We start from the raw sequence: 16,240 nt of genomic DNA, 5'->3' as shown, positions 1-16,240 counted from the left end.
TCGCCATCAACAAGGACCCCGAGGCCCCGATCTTCGAACTCGTCGACTACGGCGTCGTCGGCGACCTCTTCACCGTCCTGCCCCAGCTCACCGCCGAGGCCAAGGGCCGCTGACCCGACCGCGGCCCGGCCGTCCGGGCCGCGCGGGACCGCACGCAGAACGCCCGACCGGGCTTCCCGGTCGGGCGTTCTGCGTCCTCGCCGCGGTCAGGACTCCGCGGCCGGGTCGGTCTGTTCGATCTGCTGGATGAGGCGCTTGAGCTGGGCGACCTCCTCGCGGAGGGCGCGGTCGCCGGCCGGGGTGAGGGAGAGCCAGGTGCGGGCCCGTCTGCCCTCGTAGCCCTTCTCGACGGCGACCAGGCCGGCCTTCTCCAGGACGGCCAGGTGCTGGCTGAGGTTGCCGGCGGTGAGGCCGAGGGTCGTGCGCAGGAAGCCGAACTCGACGCGGCGCGCCTGGTGGGCGACGGTCAGGATGCCCAGCCGGACGCGTTGGTGGACCACGTCGTCCAGGCCGTTGACGGGATGCTGCTCGGGCTCGTCGCTCATGCCGCGCGGCGCCTGCCGGACAGCTCGGCCAGGCCGAACCCGAGGGCCCCGAGCAGGAGCAGCGCGCCGGGCACGCCGTAGCGGGGCAGCAGGGACCAGGGCGAGGCGGTGTCGATCCCCGCCCAGCCGGTGGTGAGCGGGACCAGTTCGATCGCCAGGTACACCGCGGCGAGCAGCAGCAGGGCGCGGCTGCGTTCCGCCCGGGCGAGCACGAGCAGCGGCAGTCCGACGGCTGCGGCGTTCCCGTTGAGGCGCTCGACGAACCTCGTCACCCCGGAGCCGGGGTCGAGGCGCAGACCCCAGAGGTCGACCGGATCACCGGGCTGCGGCACGCCCTGGCGCACGCTCCAGTACGCGGTCGCGCTCACGACCCCGACCAGGACGATCCCGGTCAGGACGTACGGCCGGACGGGGGTGCCGACGCCCCGGTTGCGGGAGCGCCGGATGTAGAAGACCGCCGTCGCGGCGTAGGCGAGGGCGAGTCCGACGGGCCAGTAGACCGGCGAGCCCTGCTTGATCAGGGTGCAGCCGGCGCCTGCCGCGGCCTCGGCCGCGGGACAGGGCACGGTCGAGACCTCGAAGGTGAGGCGGCCGACCAGGACGCCGCCCAGCGTGAGCAGGCCGAGCAGCAGCAGGGGGAACCAGGTGCCGCGTTGCGCGGCACGGACCTTGCGGGTCAGGGCATCGAGGCCGGCAAGGACGTCACGAGGGGTGCCCGACGACGGCACCGTGGCATCTGTCATGCAGTTAGCTTTGCATCACAAACCATTTGGGGCAAGAGACCTCACCGGCACCGGTCGGCGAAGGGGTCCGGCGGGGTGCGCCGGAGGTAGGCGGCGTCCAGCACGGCCACCCGACGCCCCGGCTTCTCGCGGGCACCGCCGGGCAGCTCCCGCACGACCTCGTCGAGGACGTCCCGCGCGTGCCGCGCGTCGTCGAAGGAACACCCGCGGCACGGACGCTCCGCGTCCTACGGGTACGGGGGACGGCGTCCCGGCGACAGGGCGGAGTCCCGGTACCGCCGCAACGCCCACGCCGTGGCACCGGGGAACACGTAGTAGTCCGTCGAGAGCGCCTCGACACGATGCACCGCCGGATTGGTGCGGGCCGAGAGCCGACGGATGCGGCCGGGCGGCGGATCGCCCCGGGCGCGCGGGTCATGTCGTCGATCGGCGCGGAGCGCGCCGGGGACAAGGAGTCGGGACGACTCAGTCGCGGCGCGGAGCGCGCCGGGGACAAGGAGTCGGGACGACTCAGTCGCGGCGCAGGCTCGCCTCGACGTCCCTGACGACGCGCCACATCGGGGTGCTGCGCTTGGCGATGACGACCACCACGTCGTCCTCCTCCTCTTCGACGGCCGGCTGGGCCTGCGGCTTGGCGGGCCAGGCGTTGCGGACGTACTCGAGGGCGTGGTCCACCTCGGCCTCGGCGTCGCCCTGGCCGTTGGCGCGCAGCCAGGAGCGCAGGCCGTGGTTGTGCGCGGCGACCACGGCCGCGGCGACCACGTCGGCGCGCAGCGTGCCGTCCTTGCGGGCGGCGAACCGGCCGCGCAGGTAGTCGGCGAGGGTGCGCTCGTAGCGCCAGACCACGGAGAGTTCGTAGGCGCGCAGGCCCGGGACCTTCCGGGTGAGGCGGTAGCGCTGCACCGAGAAGGTCGGGTTCTCGGCGTACATCCGCAGGACGAGCCGGGCGGCGTCGCAGACCTTGAGGACGGGGTCGTCGCTGTCCGCACTGTCCTGCAGGAAGGCCGTCATGTCGGCCAGGCACTGCTCGTGGTCGGGGAAGACCACGTCCTCCTTGGAGGGGAAGTAGCGGAAGAACGAGCGGCGGCCGACGCCGGCCAGGCCGACGATGTCGTCGATGGTGGTCTGCTCGTAACCCCGGTCGAGGAAGAGCTGGAAGGCGGCCGCGATCAGGGAGTCGCGCATCGCGGGCTTCCCGGTGGCGGCCGCGGCCTCCCCCTCGGTCTTCTGCGGGTTGCTCATGCCGTGAACCTAGCACCAATCACGCGACAGGGCACTCAGTGCACTGCTATGGCGGTACTCGGTGTTGCACATCACTCCGAGGCGTCGTCGATCCGCCGGACTTCACCGAGGACGTCCAGCATCAGGTCGGGGTCGGCGCCGTCCGGGGCGTGCACGGAGAGCCGGGTGACCAGGCCCGAGTACCGGCGGTGGATCTCCCGGGCCGCCTCGGCCGGTTCGCCCGCGACGGCGAACGCCTCGAACACCTTGTCGTCGATCAGCTCCCCCATCTCCTGCCAGCGGCCGCGGACGGAGAGCGGGTGAAGCTCCTCGTGCAGTCCGCCCCAGCCGTGCGCCTCCAGCACCGGGCGGTAGGCCGGGGTCGAGGCGTAGAAGGCGATCCGCTCGCGCACTCCGCGGACGTTGGCGGCCAGTTCCTCCTCGGTGCGGCCGGTGGCGGTGAGCACCGAGCCGACCACCTCGAACGGGCGGGCCGTCCACGGCTCGGCAGCGGCCTCCGCCCCTGCGCGGGCCCCGCGCACCGCGGGCAGCACCGTGTCGGCGAGGTGCTGCACCGAGCTGAAGGGGTGGCAGATCAGGCCGTCCGCGACGGCGCCCGCCGCCCGGACCATCAGCGGGCCGACACCGGCCAGCAGGATCGGCGGCGTACCGGTCTCGACCGGCTCCGGCGCGAACACCGGGGTCATCAGGGTGTGGCTGTAGAAGTCGCCGCGGAAGGCGAGGCGTTCGCCGGTCTGCCAGCTGTGCCAGATCGCCCGGACGGCGGCCACGTACTCGGTCATCCGGGCGGCCGGGCTGCCCCAGGGCATGCCGAAGCGGCGCACCACGTGCGGCTTCACCTGCGAGCCGAGGCCCACCACGGCACGGCCGCCGGAGGCCTCGTGCACGCCCCAGGCCTCGTAGGCGAGGGTCATCGGGGTGCGGGCGAAGGCGATGGCCACGCCGGTGGCGAGTTCGATCTCCTCCGTGCGGTCGGCTGCGCGGGCCAGCTGGAGGAAGGGGTCGTAGGAGGTCTCGGAGAGGGTGAAGCGGTCGATGCCGCGGCGCTCGGCCTCCACGGCCGCGGCCGGGATGCCGGCCGGCCGACCGACGGAGGTCGCCTCCAGGCGGAGCGGGGCTGCGGTCTCGGACATGGGCTTCTCCTCCGTCGGGACACCGGCCGGCCGCACGTGATCGCGACCGGCCGGTGTCCATCATGACGGGCTGAGGAGTCACCCCGGGGGCGCGGGAGAACTGCACGGTCCGGGGGTGGGTGTCGCTGCGCATCAGGGCCGAGCCCTGGTCCGTACCGCACCCCATCCCGATTGCGCACTCCCCGCGCCCCTTGGTCCGGCCCTGCCCCGGCCTCAGGGGGCGGGAGCGTAGCCGGCGGGGCGGGTGGTGAAGGTTCCGCGGCCCTGGGTGCGGCTGCGGAGGCGGGTCGCGTAGCCGAAGAGTTCGGCCAGCGGGACGGTGGCGGTGACCTGGGCCGTGCCCGCCCGGGCGGTCTGTCCGGTGACGCGTCCGCGGCGGGCCGCGAGGTCGCCGATCACCGCGCCGACGGCGTCGTCGGGTGCGGTGGCGGTGACCTCGACCACCGGTTCCAGCAGGGTCATCCGGGCGGCGCGCAGCGCCTCCCGCAGGCCGAGCCGCCCGGCGGTGCGGAACGCCGTCTCGGAGGAGTCCTTGACGTGCGTGGCGCCGTCGGTGAGCGTGACCCGCAGGCCGGTGACCTGGTGGCCGCCGAGCGGCCCCTCGGCGAGGGCGTCGCGGCAGCCGGCCTCGACCGCCTGGACGTACTCGCGCGGGACGCGTCCGCCGGTGACGGTGGACCGGAACTCGAAGCGGACGGCCCCGGTGCCACCGCCGGGACCGGACTGCGGGTCCGGCTCCAGCGGTTCCACGTCCAGCACGAGGTGGGCGAACTGGCCGGCGCCGCCGTCCTGCTTGACGTGCCGGTAGACCAGCCCGGTGACGCCCTCGGTGACGGTCTCCCGGTAGGAGACCCTGGGGCGGCCGACGGCGACCTCCAGGCCGTTGGTGCGGCGGATCTTCTCCACGGCGACCTCCAGGTGGAGCTCCCCCATGCCGGACAGCAGGATCTGTCCGGTCTCGGGGTCGGTGCGGACGGTGAGGGACGGGTCCTCCTCGACGAGCCGGGCGAGGGCCGTGGCCAGCCGTTCGGTGTCGGTGGTGCGGCGGGCCTCGACGGCCACCGAGACGACCGGGTCGGCGGTGGTCGGGGGTTCGAGGACGAGCGGTGCCGCGGCGGCGCAGAGGGTGGACCCGGCCCGGGTCGTCTTCGGGCCGACGACGGCGACGATGTCGCCGGCGGCGGCGCGGTCGGTCTCGGCGTGCCGGTCGGCCTGGACCCGAACGATGCGGGCGATCCGCTCGGTGCGGCCGGTTGCGGTGTCGAGCACGGTGTCCCCCTTCGTGACGGTTCCGGAGTAGACGCGGAGGTAGGTGAGTCGGCCGGTGGCCGTGGCGTTGACCTTGAAGGCGAGGGCGGCGAACGGCGCGGCCGGGTCGGCGGGCCGGTGCTGTTCGGTGCCGTCCAGGGTGCCGCGGACGGCCGGCACGTCCAGCGGGGACGGCAGGTAGTCGACGACGGCCTGGAGCAGCGGTTCGATGCCGCGGTTGCGGTAGGCGGAGCCGCACAGCACCACGACGGCCTCACCGGTGCGGGTGAGGTCGCGCAGCGCCGCGGCGAGGCTCTCGGCGGAGAGCGTGCCGCGGGTGCAGAACTCCTCCAGGGCGGCCGGGTGGAGTTCGGCGACGGCCTCCTCCAGCGCACGGCGGCGCCGCCCGGCCTCGTCGCGGAGCGCCTCGGGCACGGGGCCCTCCTCGCAGCCGTCGCGGCCGTCGGTCCACACCAGGGCGCGCATCCGGAGCAGGTCGACGACGCCGGTGAAGCCGTCCTCGCGGCCGATCGGCAGCTGCACCGCCAGCGGGGCCGGGTGGAGCCGGTCCCGGACGGAGGCGACCGCCGTGTCGAGGTCGGCGCCGGCCCGGTCCAGTTTGTTGACGAAGGCGATCCGGGGCACGCCGTGCCGGTCGGCCTGCCGCCACACGGCCTCGCTCTGCGGTTCGACACCGGCCACGGCGTCGAAGACGGCGACGGCGCCGTCGAGGACGCGCAGCGAGCGTTCGACCTCGTCGAAGAAGTCGACGTGGCCGGGTGTGTCGATCAGGTTGATCCGGTGGCCGTCCCAGGAGCAGCTGACCGCGGCGGCGAAGATGGTGATGCCGCGGTCGCGTTCCTGCGGGTCGAAGTCGGTGACGGTGGTGCCCTCGTGGACCTCGCCGCGCCGGTGGACGGCGCCGGTGAGGTAGAGCACCCGCTCGGTGACGGTGGTCTTGCCGGCGTCGACGTGGGCGAGGATGCCCAGGTTGCGGACGTGTGCCGGCAGCCCGGCGGGGCGGGTGCCGCCGGGATCGGTTCCCGTGCGAGCAGTGCCCGTGGACGTGCTGCCCGTGGACGTGCTGCCGGTGGACGTGGTGACGGTGGGTCGGGTCAGGTCGGTGCGCACGGCCCGGTGCCTTTCGGTGGTTCGGGAGGTTGGGCGCGCGATTTCCGGAGACGCGCGCGGAGCGGCCCCCGGCCCTGGACGGGCGGCTGCCTGCCGGCGCGGCATCGGCCGCGGTGGTGCCGGCCCCCGCCGGGGGTCCGGTGGGGGTCGGTGCAGGCAGGGGCGGGGCTCAGGCGTTCGTCACGGACCTCCGGTGCGGGCCGCGCAGCCTGCACCGGGTCGACGAAGACACCAGGATCACCTCGTAGCGCGAGGAGGGGACGACGACGGCGGTGCGGTTGCGCACGGCTCGGCTCCCCTCGACTCGTCGTGGCGCGCACCTGACCTGTGGCGCGCGGTTCGCGGCGAGTCTAGGGACGGCGGCGGTCGGAGGGCACGCGATTTTCGGCGGCCGCGCGACGTCCGGTCAGTCGGGCGACGGGACGGTCTGCCTGACGGCCGGTCGGGATTCCGCGGCGGTGGGAGCGCGCAGGGTGCGGACGGCGGGGACGGCGAGCACGGCGGCGCAGGCGGCGACCTGCCAGAGGGCGCCCAGGGCGAGCACGTGCCCGGCGCCGAGGCGGGCGGCGAGCGGGCCGGCGCCGGCGAGGCCGATCGGGCCGAGGACGAAGGCGCCGAGCGCCTCGAAGGAGTGGACGCGGCCGAGGGCCTCGGCGGGTACGTGCTGCTGGGTGGCGGTGGTGAACAGGGTGTCGCAGACGGCGGTGCTGACGCCGGCGCCCAGCGCGCCGAGGGCGGTCCAGGCGGTGCCGGCGCCGGCGGCGAGCGCGGCGGAGGGCAGCGCCCATCCGAGGGCGGTGACGGTGGCGACGGCCAGCGGCCGGCGGGGGCGGCGTCCGAGCACGAGCAGTCCGCCGAGGACGGCACCGGCGCCGTACGCGGCCATCACGGTGCCCCAGGCGGCGGCGCCGCCGAGCCGCTGCTGGGCGATCAGCGGGCCGAGGACGAGGAACGGCGCCCAGACCAGCAGGTTGAACAGGCCCGCCTGGACGGTCGTCAGCCAGAGCCAGGTCCGGGAGCGGAACTCCGTCCAGCCGTTCCGCAGGTCGTCGAGGAGCGTGTCGGGCGCGCCGCGGGGGACGGCCGGCACGCCGACCGTGGCGAGGGCGAGCGCGCCGACCGCGTAGGAGGCGGCGTCGAGGGTGAGCACGGCGGCGGGTCCGGTGGCCGCCACCAGCAGTCCGGCGAGCGCCGGTCCGGCCACGGTGGTGGTCGAACGGGCGAGCCCGAGCAGGCTGTTGGCGTCGGCGAGGCGGGCCGGGTCGCGGACGAGGGCGGGGACGAGGGCTGCGAGCGCGGGCAGCGAGAATCCCTCGCCGATCCCCCAGAGGGCGACCAGCGCGGCCGTGCCCCAGACCGGCGGCCGGTCCGTGATCAGCAGGGCGGCGAGGGCGGCCTGGACGGCGCAGCGCAGTGCATCGGCGGCGAGGGCCGTCCGGCGGGCGCCGAGGCGGTCGGCGACGATGCCGCCGACCGGCAGCACGAGGACGACGGGGAGGATCCGCGCGGCCATCACCGCGCCGAGTGCGGTGCCGTCGCCGCCGCTTCCGAGGACGGCGAAGGCGACGGCGACCGAGGCCATGGCAGAGCCGAGCAGCGAGGTGGTGCGGCCGAGCCAGTAGCGGCGGAAGGCGGGTTCGCGCAGCAGGGACGGGCGTCCGGAGGTCTTCGGGATCACATCGGGAGTCTCGCGGTGCTGAGCCGTTCCGCACAAGCATTCTTGAGCCTTGGCGGCGCAACGATCGGGTTCCGCAGTAAACGACCCCCGCGGAGGTTGAGAGCGATTGCAGTGTTCTAATGACGGGGTGATTTACTGCGACAGCCACACACCGGTGGAGTACGCCGTCGCCGTGGAGGGCTATCTCGCCGCGGCGCCGCTCGGCGAGGGCTCGCGGCGGGTGTACCGGATCGCACTGGCCAACTGGTCCTGGCTGCTGGCCGGTCGGCCGGTCCCGGCGGGGTCGGCGCGGCGGGGTGCCGTGCCGCCGGTGCTGCCGCTCGCCGTGCTGGACGGGGCGGATGCGGCGGAGCTGCTGCGGGCGGCGCTGGAACGGCGCGCGGCGGAGGCCGATCCGCGCACCCTCAACCGGGAGCTGTCGATCCTGCGCGGTGCGCTCGGCTGGTGGCGGGGGCAGGGGTGGCTCGCCGCCGATCCGGCGGCCGGGCTGCGGCCGCCGCAGCTGCCGGACCCGTCGGGGGCGGCACTGGGCCCGGAGGAGCTGCGCGCGGTGCTGGCGCTGCGGGTGCCGCTGCGGGAGAAACTGACCTGGCGGCTGCTGAACGAGAGCGGCGCCGGCGTGGAGACGGTGCTGGCGCTGAACGTGGACGACCTCGACCTGCTGCACCGGCGCAGCCGGCCGTACCCGGGCCGGCCGGTCGTGCACTGGCGGGCGTCCAGTGCACGGCTGCTGCCGCTGCTGATCGCGGGCCGTTCGGACGGGCCGCTGCTGCTGACCGAGCGCCGGGCGACGGCCGGCACCCCCGCGGCCGACCGCTGCCCGTACACCGGTCGCAGCCGGCTCTCCTACCGGCGGGCCGCCGAGCTGTTCACCACGGCGACCCGTCGGCTGGACCCGGCGGGCCGCGGCTACACGCTGCACCAGCTCCGGCCCCGTGCCTGAGCCCCGGCCGGAGCCCAAGCCCGGCGGATCCGGCGGAAAAGGGCGGGGTCAGGCGCGGAGGACCACCTCGATCAGGTAGCCGACCGGGCAGAGGCCGGTGTCGGTGGCGGAGGCCTTGACCCGGCCGACGGAGACCTTGGAGTCGCCGTCCTGGACGGGAACGCCGACCCGGCCGCCGGCGGCGGTGACGGCGAGCGTGGAGACCCGCCAGGAGCGGGAGGTGTCGTTCCAGACGGCGATGCGCAGCTGGGCGTCGCCGAAGTCGCAGCCGAAGGACAGGTAGACCTGGCCCCAGCCGACCGCGCCGCCGTTCTGCGGCGGCAGCGGGACGAGGGTGCCGTTCTCGGGGTGGCCGTCCAGGAAGCCGGGCTCGATCCGGCCGATCACGAGTGCCACGGTGTCACCTCACTTCTTCGTCGAGTCGCCGCCGGTCGGCGGGGGTGGTGGTGGGCGCGCTGCCGAAGAGGTCGGGCATCGGGCCGGGGTCGGTGTGGTCGTTCTCCGGCACCTGGGAGTGGCCGTAGTGGCCGCTGCGGGTGTCCCAGACGGTGGCGGAGCGGTTGGCGGACCAGGTGGGTGGCCCCATCGGCCAGACGTCGGGGACGCCCCAGGAGCGCAGCCAGGGGACGATCCGGTCGAGGCCGGTGCAGGGCGCGTCGGCGAGGGTCGGGTAGACCTTGCCGCCGACCCGGCAGTACGGGAAGAAGAGGCTCTCGATCTGGACGCAGACGGTGCCCTTGCGATTGGTCTCGACGCCGCCGGCGGCGTTGACGACGGACTTGCTGCGGGAGGTGGCGGCGAAGAACTGCACGCACCGGCCGGTGAACGGGTCCCAGAGCAGGTGCGGGGCCGCGCCGGAGCCGGAGCCCGCGAAGTAGTCGGCGAGGGTGTCGAACGGGACCAGGTCGGCGGGGGCGTCGGCGGTGGCGTTGCGGTCCCAGGTGATGTGCCAGATGGTGCGGGATCCGCCGTCGCCGGCCATCGGGGCGTCGTCGAGTTGGCGCCGTTCGGCGCCGGGCAGGTAGAGGTCGGCCATCGGTACCCCTTCGTGGTGCGGCGGGCGTCGCGGCACGGTTCGGCACCGCCCCGGGGGGCGGCTGCGACGGCCCTGGGGGCCTTGGGGGTGGCGTGCGGGGATCGGCGCGCGGCTGGCGCGCGCCGCCCGGTCGTCGTTCGGCAGGGGTCGTGCTCGACGCCGGCGGCCTCGCGCGGCGGTGGGCCTCCGCGGGCGTTCCCGACGTCCTGTCGGACGGTATGTGCCCGTCCTGATGCAGCTGGAACATGCCAACAAGCCGAACATGTCGGCAGGTCAGACCGGTTGCGAGCGACCGGAGTCGAGCCCGGAAGTGGCCGGGGGCGGTCGCGTCCCGGGTCCGGACCGTCCGGGCCGCCGGGGTCTCAGCGCCGGCCGAACAGCCTCCGCAGCAGGCCCCGCCGGGGTGCCGTCGCCCCGGTCCCCTCGGCGACCGGGGCCGCGGCGGGGGCGGGGGCGGCCGCGGTGAGGCGGCGGGCCAGGTCGAGGGCGGCGGGGTCGGCCCAGGGACAGGCGAGGACGAGGGCGCAGAGCGAGGGCAGCATCGCCACCTCGCGGCTCCGGGCGGCCGCCGCCGCGTGGTGCAGGCGTTCGACCAGCCGTTCGGCGATGTCGGTGCGGGCCCCGGGGTGCGTCCAGGCGACGGCGACCAGGGCGAAGCCGGCGGCCTCCACCGTCCAGTCCTCGGGGCCGAGCAGCAGGTCGAGCAGGATCGCGCGGCGCCGCGAACCCTCCCAGGGCTGGTCGGTGCGGTGGTGGGCGAGGCCCAGACAGGCGAAGGACTGCACGGCGCGCACCCACAGCTCCGGCTGGTGGGCGAGCAGGGCGCGGCCGAGGTCGTCGGCGCGGGGTGCGGGCGGGTGGGCGAGGACGGCGACCAGGTCCTCGGGGTCGAGGCCGGCGAGCCGGACGGCGTGGTCGTAGGCGGCGGGCGGCGAGGGCCAGACGATCTCGGCGGTGTCCCGGACGAGTTCGGCGGCCGCGGCCGAGGGCGGCGGGACGGCCGGCGACGGCTCCGCGCCCCGCCAGGTCCACACCCGGGTGGCGACCGGCCGCAGCGGCAGCCGCGGGTCCGGCTCGGGCACCTCCCTGAAGGCCACCCGGGCGGTGGGGAGGGCCAGCCGGACGGCCGCCACCGCGCTGGGCGCCTCCAGGTGGGAGACGGCGAACACCGGCGCGCCGTCCGGGCCGGGGGGCGACGACTCCAGGAGGCGGCGCAGCACGTTCACGGTGGCCTCGCCGCCGCCCGGCACCGCCCCGAGCCACGGCAGCTGCCGGGTGAGGTGGGCGAGCAGGTCGGCGGCGTACGGGTGGTCGGGGTGGTCCCGGTGGTGGTCGGCGAGGGCGAGCAGGTGCGCGGTGCCGCCGTCGATCCGGTGCCGCAGCCCGTGCCGGGCCGGGGCCGCCTTGGGGTGGTCGGGTTCGGCGGCGAGCACGCCGTCCAGCCACCGCAGGCCCTCGGCGGGGCGGCCGGTGGCCCCGTAGAGCTCGGCGACGTCGACCGCGAGGTGGCTGTCGGACGGGTCGCGGGCGAGTTCGGCCTCCCAGACGGCGAGGGCGCGGTCGGGCCGGCCGTGGGCGCGCAGGGCGTTCCCGAGCATCACGGCGGCGACGTGGCCGGGTGCCAGCCGGTGGGCGCGCTCGGCGAGCCGGACGGCCTCCGCGGTGTCACCGGTACGGCGGACGAGCCCGGAGGCGAGGGCGAGCAGCAGGGCGTGGTCGGGGTGGCGGCGTGCGGCGGCCCGGACGAAGGCGTCGAACGGCCGGACGGCCTCGCGGATCTCCTCGGGCAGCGGGTCGGGGAGGCCGCCGAGCGCGCGTGGCACGGCCTCGGCGGCGCTCTGCGGGTCGACCAGGTCGGGCAGGTCCTCGCGGGCCAGCCAGGCGGCGTGCGCCCAGGGCCGGGCCGGTTCGAAGCCGATCGCGGCGGCGAGCAGGCCGACGGCGTTGTCCCAGTCGCCGGCGGCGGCCTCGACGTGCGCCCGGCAGACCAGGGCGCCCAGGTACACCTGGCCGTCGAGCGGGAAGTGCGCGCGGGCGGCCGCGGCGCCGCCGGCCCGGGCGCAGAGTTCGGCGAGCGCCTCGTGCACGTCGGGCTGCTGCGGGTCGTGGACGACCGCCTCGGCGAGGTGTCCGGCGGCGTGCGCGAGGTCGCCGGCGTCGAGGGCGAGCCGGGCGAGTGCCACCTCGCCCCGGGCCTCCAGCGACCCGTCACCGTGTTCCGGGTGGCCCATGCTCCGCCTTCCGTCTCCGTCCACAACCTGCCGAGCGTATCCGCCGGTCCGGTGGGGCCCGGGCGGCGGGGGCGCGGCGGTGCCGGGGTGCCCGGCCGGGGCGGCGGGCGTAGCGTCGCTGGTATGGGCGTTGTCCGGTTGATGCTGTGGCCTGCGCGGTCCTCCCGGCCACCAGGCGTTCCGGGCCTGCGGGGAGCCCCCCGTGCCGGCCGCCGCTGACCGGGGGCCGGTCGGCTGGGACAGGCGGATCGACGGCGCGCTGACCGGTGTCGTGGAGCTGTGCGGAGCCTCGTCCGGGTGCCTGTACCTGCTGCCGGCCGACGAGGAGGTGCTGCACCTCGCGGTGGTGCGGGGCCTGCCGGCCGAGTTCGTCGCACCGTGGACGCGGGTCGCGGTGACGGCGCCCGTGCCGGTCGCCGACGCCGTCCGGCTGCGGTCCCTGGTGTGGGCCGGGAGCCAGCAGGACTTCGCCCGGGAGTACCCGCGGTCCGCGGTGACCATGCCGTACCACTTCGCGCTGGCCGCGGCGCCGGTGGAGGCGGACGGCCGGTGCGTCGGCGCGCTGCTGCTGCTGTGGCCGAGCGCCCACCCCCAGTACCTGGGCGAGGCGGAGCGGGCGGTCGTCACCGCGGGCTGCGCGCGCCTCGGCGAACTGCTGGCGGAGGCCGCGCCCGCGGTGCCCGTCCGGCCGCGGGTGCTGCCGCTGCGGCTGGCCGCGGCGAAGCTGCCCGAGACCCCCGCGCGGGGCTTCGCCGAGCGGCTGCCGGGCGGCAGCTGCGGGATGGACCTCAACGGGCGGATCGTCTTCCTCACCGACTCGGCCTGCGCGCTGCTCGGCGCCGGCCCGGAGAAGCTGCTCGGTGCCCTGCCCTGGCAGGCGCTGCCGTGGCTGGACGACCCGTCGTACGAGGACCGGTACCGGGCCGCCATCATCAGCAGGGAGCCCGCCGCGTTCACCGCGCTGCGGCCGCCCGACCGGTGGCTGGCCTTCCGGCTGTACCCGTCCGGCGACGGCATCAGCGTGCGGATCACCCCGGCCGACCACGGCCCGGAGCCGGTGCCGCCGTCCCGGCCGGTGCCGGTCTCCCGGGCCGGGCAGATCTACCAGATCATGCACCTCGCGGCCGCCCTCACCGAGGCGGTGTCGGTGGACGACGTGGTCTCGCTGGTCGCCGAGCAGGTGCTGCCCTCGTTCGGTGCGGACGGGCTGGCGCTGCTCACCGCCGAGCACGGCCGGCTGCTGGTGACCGGCTACCGGGGCTACACCGACGACGCGATGGCCCGGTTCGAGGACATCCCGCTGAAGGTCCGGGACACCCCGACGGTGCGGGCGCTCACCACCGGGATCCCCGGCTTCTACGGCAGCTCGGCGGAGCTGGCGGAGGCCTACCCCGACGTCCCGCAGGTGACCGGGAAGCAGGCCTGGGCGGTGCTGCCGCTGATCACCTCCGGCCGTCCGGTCGGCTGCCTGCTGCTCTCCTACGACCGGCCGCACCCCTTCGCCGCGGACGAGCGGACGGTGCTCACCTCACTGGCCGGCCTGATCGCCCAGGCCCTCGACCGGGCGCACCTGTACGACACCAAGAACCAGCTGGCGCACGACCTGCAGCAGGCGCTGCTCCCCCACACCCTGCCCACCGTGCACGGCCTGCGGGTGGCGGCGCACTACCTGCCGACCACCCGCGGGATGGACGTCGGCGGCGACTTCTACGACCTGATCCGGCTGGGCCCGCAGGCCGCCGCGGCGGTGATCGGCGACGTCCAGGGGCACAGCTTCCCCGCGGCGGCGCTGATGGGCCAGGTCCGCACGGCCGTGCACGCCGCCGCGGGCGCCTCGCCGGAGGAGGTGCTGGTGCGCACCAACCGGCTGCTGTGCGACCTCGATCCGGGCCTGTTCACCACCTGCCTGTACGCGCACCTCGACCTCGCCGCGGGCCGGGCGTACCTGGTGAGCGCCGGACACCCGCCGCCGGTGCTCCGGCCGCCGGGCGGTCCGTCGCGGGTGCTGGACATCCCGCCGGGCCCGCCGATGGGCATCGACCCGGACGCCGTCTACCCCATCACCGAGGCGCCGTTCGAGCCGGGCGCCCTGCTGCTGCTGTACACCGACGGGCTGGTGGAGGCGCCCGGCACCGACCTGGGCCGGGCGATCGCCGCGCTCGCCGGGCAGCTGGACCGCTCGCTCTCCGGCGACCTCGACGTGACGGTCCGTGAACTGGTCGCCCGGTCCCGCCGGGCGGGCCGCCGGTGGGACGACATCGCCACGCTGCTCCTCCAGGCCGGACCGCTCTGACCCGTCTTCGGCTTCGACCCGGCGGGCCCTCCGGTGCCGGAGCCGCCGCGGCCGGGTCGGCCGCGGCGGCGGACGCCCCGTCAGACGGGCAGCCGGCGCAGCTTGAGCGTGTTGTCCGACCGGGCGGCCGGACGCCCGTCGGGGCCGGTCATCGGCTGCTGGTACTCCTCGCTGGTCAGCAGCTCCCACTCCCCCGCGGGCAGCCCCAGCGCCTCGTGGACCTCGGCGGGCGTGGGCAGCGGTGCGCCGTGCCCGGTCCGGTGCTCCCCGTCCCGCTGACCGCCGTGGTGCCCGTCCGCGTGGTGCCCGTTCCCGTGGTGCCCGTCCGCGTGGTGCCCGTTCCCGTGGCCGTCCTTCGGGCCTCCGGCGTGGCCGTGCCCGGCGTGACCGTGCCGGTGGCCGTGGCCGGGGTCGCCGTCGGCGCCCGGCTGCTGCCAGGACGGCGGACCTGCGTGGCCGACCACCAGCAGCGTGCCGCCCGGAGCGACCGCCGCGGCGGCCCTGCGCAGGATCGCGTCCCGCGGCAGCTCGACCTCGGAGTGCAGGTACTGCGCGCAGACCAGGTCCCAGCTGCCCTCGGGGAAGGCCTCGGCCAGGTCCGCGCGGCGGAACTCGATCCGCCCGGCGACACCGGCCTCCCGGGCGTGCTCGGCGGCCCGGCCGAGCGCGACGGCGGAGATGTCGACGGCGGTGACCCGCCAGCCCTGCTCGGCCAGCCAGACGGCGTCGGCGCCCTCGCCGCAGCCCAGGTCGAGGGCGCGGCCGGGCCGTTCGCCGGTCACCTCGCGGACGAGCGCCCCGTTCGCCCGGCCGCTCCAGATCCGCTCGCGCTCGCCGTAGAGCGAGTCCCAGAACACTGCGGTGGCGCCGTCCGGCTGCTCGCCCGCGGCCCCGGCCGGGTCGTCGAGTCCGTGCCGGCGCTCGCCGAGGACGCGCTCGCACACCTCCTGCTCACCGGCGGCCCCGAACGGGTCGCGGCGGGCGGCGACGGCCCGGCGGACCTCCTCGGCGACCAGGTCGGCGTTGATCGCGGCGGCGGCCCTGACGCCGGCGGCCGCGGCGCCGACCACCTGCTCGGACGGGTCGGCCGCATTGCCCGCCACCCACAGGCCGGGGACGGCCGTGGCACCCGTGGCGTCCGCCTCGACCCGGCTGCCGATCACCAGGCCGTCCTTCAGCAGGTCGACGGGCTCCAGGCCGAGGGCGGCCGGCACGCCGCCGCGGGCGGTGAAGCGCGGCGCGACCACCAGGGCCCGGCAGTCGACCGTCCGGCCGTCCGCGAGCCGCACACCGGTCAGCGCGCCGTCGGCGGTCTCCAGCCCGACCGCCTCGCCGGGCACGACGGCGATGCCGCGGGCGGCGAGGCCGGCGGCCTCCTCGCCGGTCGGCTCCCCGGCGGTGTGCAGGATCAGCGTCACGTCGTCCGTCCACTGCCGCCACAGCTGCGCCTGGTGCACGGCGAGCGGGCCGGTGGCCAGCACGGCGACCGGCAGGCCGCGGGCCTCCCAGCCGTGGCAGTACGGGCAGTGCAGCACGTCGCGGCCCCAGCGTTCGGCGAGCCCGGGCACCTCGGGCAGCTCGTCGACCAGGCCGGTGGCGACCAGCAGCCGTGCGGCGCGGACGGCCGTCCCGTCGGCCAGCGCGAGCCGGAAGCCGCCGCCGTCGAGGCGCTCGGCGCCGAGGACGGTGCCGGCCCGGAACGCCGCCCCGTAGCCCTCCGCCTCGGCGCGGCTCGCGGCCAGCAGCTCCTGCGGGGGGACGCCGTCCCGGGTCGGGTAGCCGTGCACTGCGGCGGCGGGGGCGTTGCGGGGCCGGCCGTCGTCGACCACGAGCACCGAGCGTCGGGCCCGGGCGAGGGTGAGGGCACCGGCGAGTCCGGCGGCGCCGCCGCCGACCACCACGGTGTCGTACTGCGGCTCGGCGTCCGCGGGCGGGCCGGAAGGGTGCGGGGTGTCTGTCGTCATGGGGGTGTACCTCCGTTCTCCTCGATCGTCGGCGGACCTTCGCCGGCTTGACA

General features: G+C 76.2%; 12 protein-coding genes and 1 pseudogene. 3 read left to right on the top strand and 10 right to left on the bottom strand.

All coding sequences use genetic code 11. The features are described 5' to 3' along the window. Positions 1-113 (top strand): annotated as a pseudogene (locus IE98_RS47125) (electron transfer flavoprotein subunit alpha/FixB family protein); the annotation flags it as partial. 93 nt (positions 114-206) lie between these two features. Here IE98_RS47125 and IE98_RS0134040 read toward each other — a convergent pair. From IE98_RS0134040 to IE98_RS0134005, 6 genes are all read right to left on the bottom strand, one after another. Then, a complete protein-coding gene (locus IE98_RS0134040; protein ID WP_030275651.1) occupies positions 207-545 on the bottom strand; it encodes a winged helix-turn-helix domain-containing protein in 339 nt (112 codons plus the stop codon). Further along, positions 542-1,288 carry a hypothetical protein gene (locus IE98_RS45340; RefSeq protein ID WP_159401158.1) on the bottom strand — a complete coding sequence of 249 codons (747 nt, stop codon included), beginning with the start codon at positions 1,286-1,288 and terminating at the stop codon, positions 542-544. The genes IE98_RS0134040 and IE98_RS45340 overlap by 4 nt, the downstream gene beginning before the upstream one ends. Positions 1,289-1,798: 510 nt before the next feature. Next, positions 1,799-2,530: a TetR family transcriptional regulator gene (locus IE98_RS0134025; protein ID WP_030275649.1), complete on the bottom strand. Its 732-nt coding sequence runs from the start codon at positions 2,528-2,530 to the stop codon at positions 1,799-1,801. Positions 2,531-2,601: 71 nt separating this feature from the next. Then, complete coding sequence (locus IE98_RS0134020; RefSeq protein ID WP_030275648.1) at positions 2,602-3,663, bottom strand: TIGR03617 family F420-dependent LLM class oxidoreductase; 1,062 nt, start codon at positions 3,661-3,663, stop codon at positions 2,602-2,604. 213 nt (positions 3,664-3,876) lie between these two features. Next, entirely contained in the window at positions 3,877-5,922 is a 2,046-nt protein-coding gene (fusA, locus tag IE98_RS0134015; protein WP_030275647.1) for an elongation factor G, read from the bottom strand. 526 nt (positions 5,923-6,448) lie between these two features. Further along, the gene (locus tag IE98_RS0134005; protein ID WP_030275646.1) at positions 6,449-7,720 is read right to left on the bottom strand and encodes an MFS transporter; all 1,272 of its coding nucleotides are present in this window, start codon (positions 7,718-7,720) and stop codon (positions 6,449-6,451) included. A gap of 127 nt (positions 7,721-7,847) precedes the next feature. Between IE98_RS0134005 and IE98_RS0134000 the strand changes: the two genes are divergently transcribed. Continuing rightward, positions 7,848-8,663 carry a hypothetical protein gene (locus IE98_RS0134000; protein ID WP_234443783.1) on the top strand — a complete coding sequence of 272 codons (816 nt, stop codon included), beginning with the start codon at positions 7,848-7,850 and terminating at the stop codon, positions 8,661-8,663. Between the two features lie 48 nt (positions 8,664-8,711). Here the strand turns inward: IE98_RS0134000 and IE98_RS0133995 are convergent, their stop codons facing one another. The 3 genes from IE98_RS0133995 to IE98_RS0133985 all read right to left on the bottom strand — a co-directional run bounded on the left by IE98_RS0133995 (position 8,712) and on the right by IE98_RS0133985 (position 11,930). Beyond that, positions 8,712-9,059, bottom strand: a complete 348-nt coding sequence (locus IE98_RS0133995; protein ID WP_030275644.1) for a hypothetical protein — start codon at positions 9,057-9,059, stop codon at positions 8,712-8,714. Positions 9,060-9,063: 4 nt separating this feature from the next. Beyond that, on the bottom strand, positions 9,064-9,699 hold the full coding sequence (locus IE98_RS0133990) for a hypothetical protein (protein WP_052391350.1): 636 nt from the start codon (positions 9,697-9,699) through the stop codon (positions 9,064-9,066). A 362-nt stretch (positions 9,700-10,061) separates the two neighbouring features. Beyond that, a complete protein-coding gene (locus IE98_RS0133985; RefSeq protein WP_052391349.1) occupies positions 10,062-11,930 on the bottom strand; it encodes a tetratricopeptide repeat protein in 1,869 nt (622 codons plus the stop codon). 202 nt (positions 11,931-12,132) lie between these two features. Here IE98_RS0133985 and IE98_RS0133980 point away from each other — a divergent pair, with 202 nt between their 5' ends. Further along, positions 12,133-14,223, top strand: coding sequence for a SpoIIE family protein phosphatase (locus IE98_RS0133980; RefSeq protein ID WP_030275641.1), 2,091 nt, complete (start codon positions 12,133-12,135; stop codon positions 14,221-14,223). Positions 14,224-14,303: 80 nt separating this feature from the next. Here the strand turns inward: IE98_RS0133980 and IE98_RS52355 are convergent, their stop codons facing one another. Then, positions 14,304-16,187, bottom strand: coding sequence for an FAD-dependent oxidoreductase (locus IE98_RS52355; protein ID WP_030275640.1), 1,884 nt, complete (start codon positions 16,185-16,187; stop codon positions 14,304-14,306). Between the last annotated feature and the right edge of the window lie 53 nt (positions 16,188-16,240).

The organism is Streptomyces sp. NRRL B-24484 (assembly GCF_000717715.1).
Classification (GTDB): Bacteria; Actinomycetota; Actinomycetes; order Streptomycetales; family Streptomycetaceae; genus Kitasatospora.
This window is presented reverse-complemented; position numbering and strand designations above follow the sequence as displayed.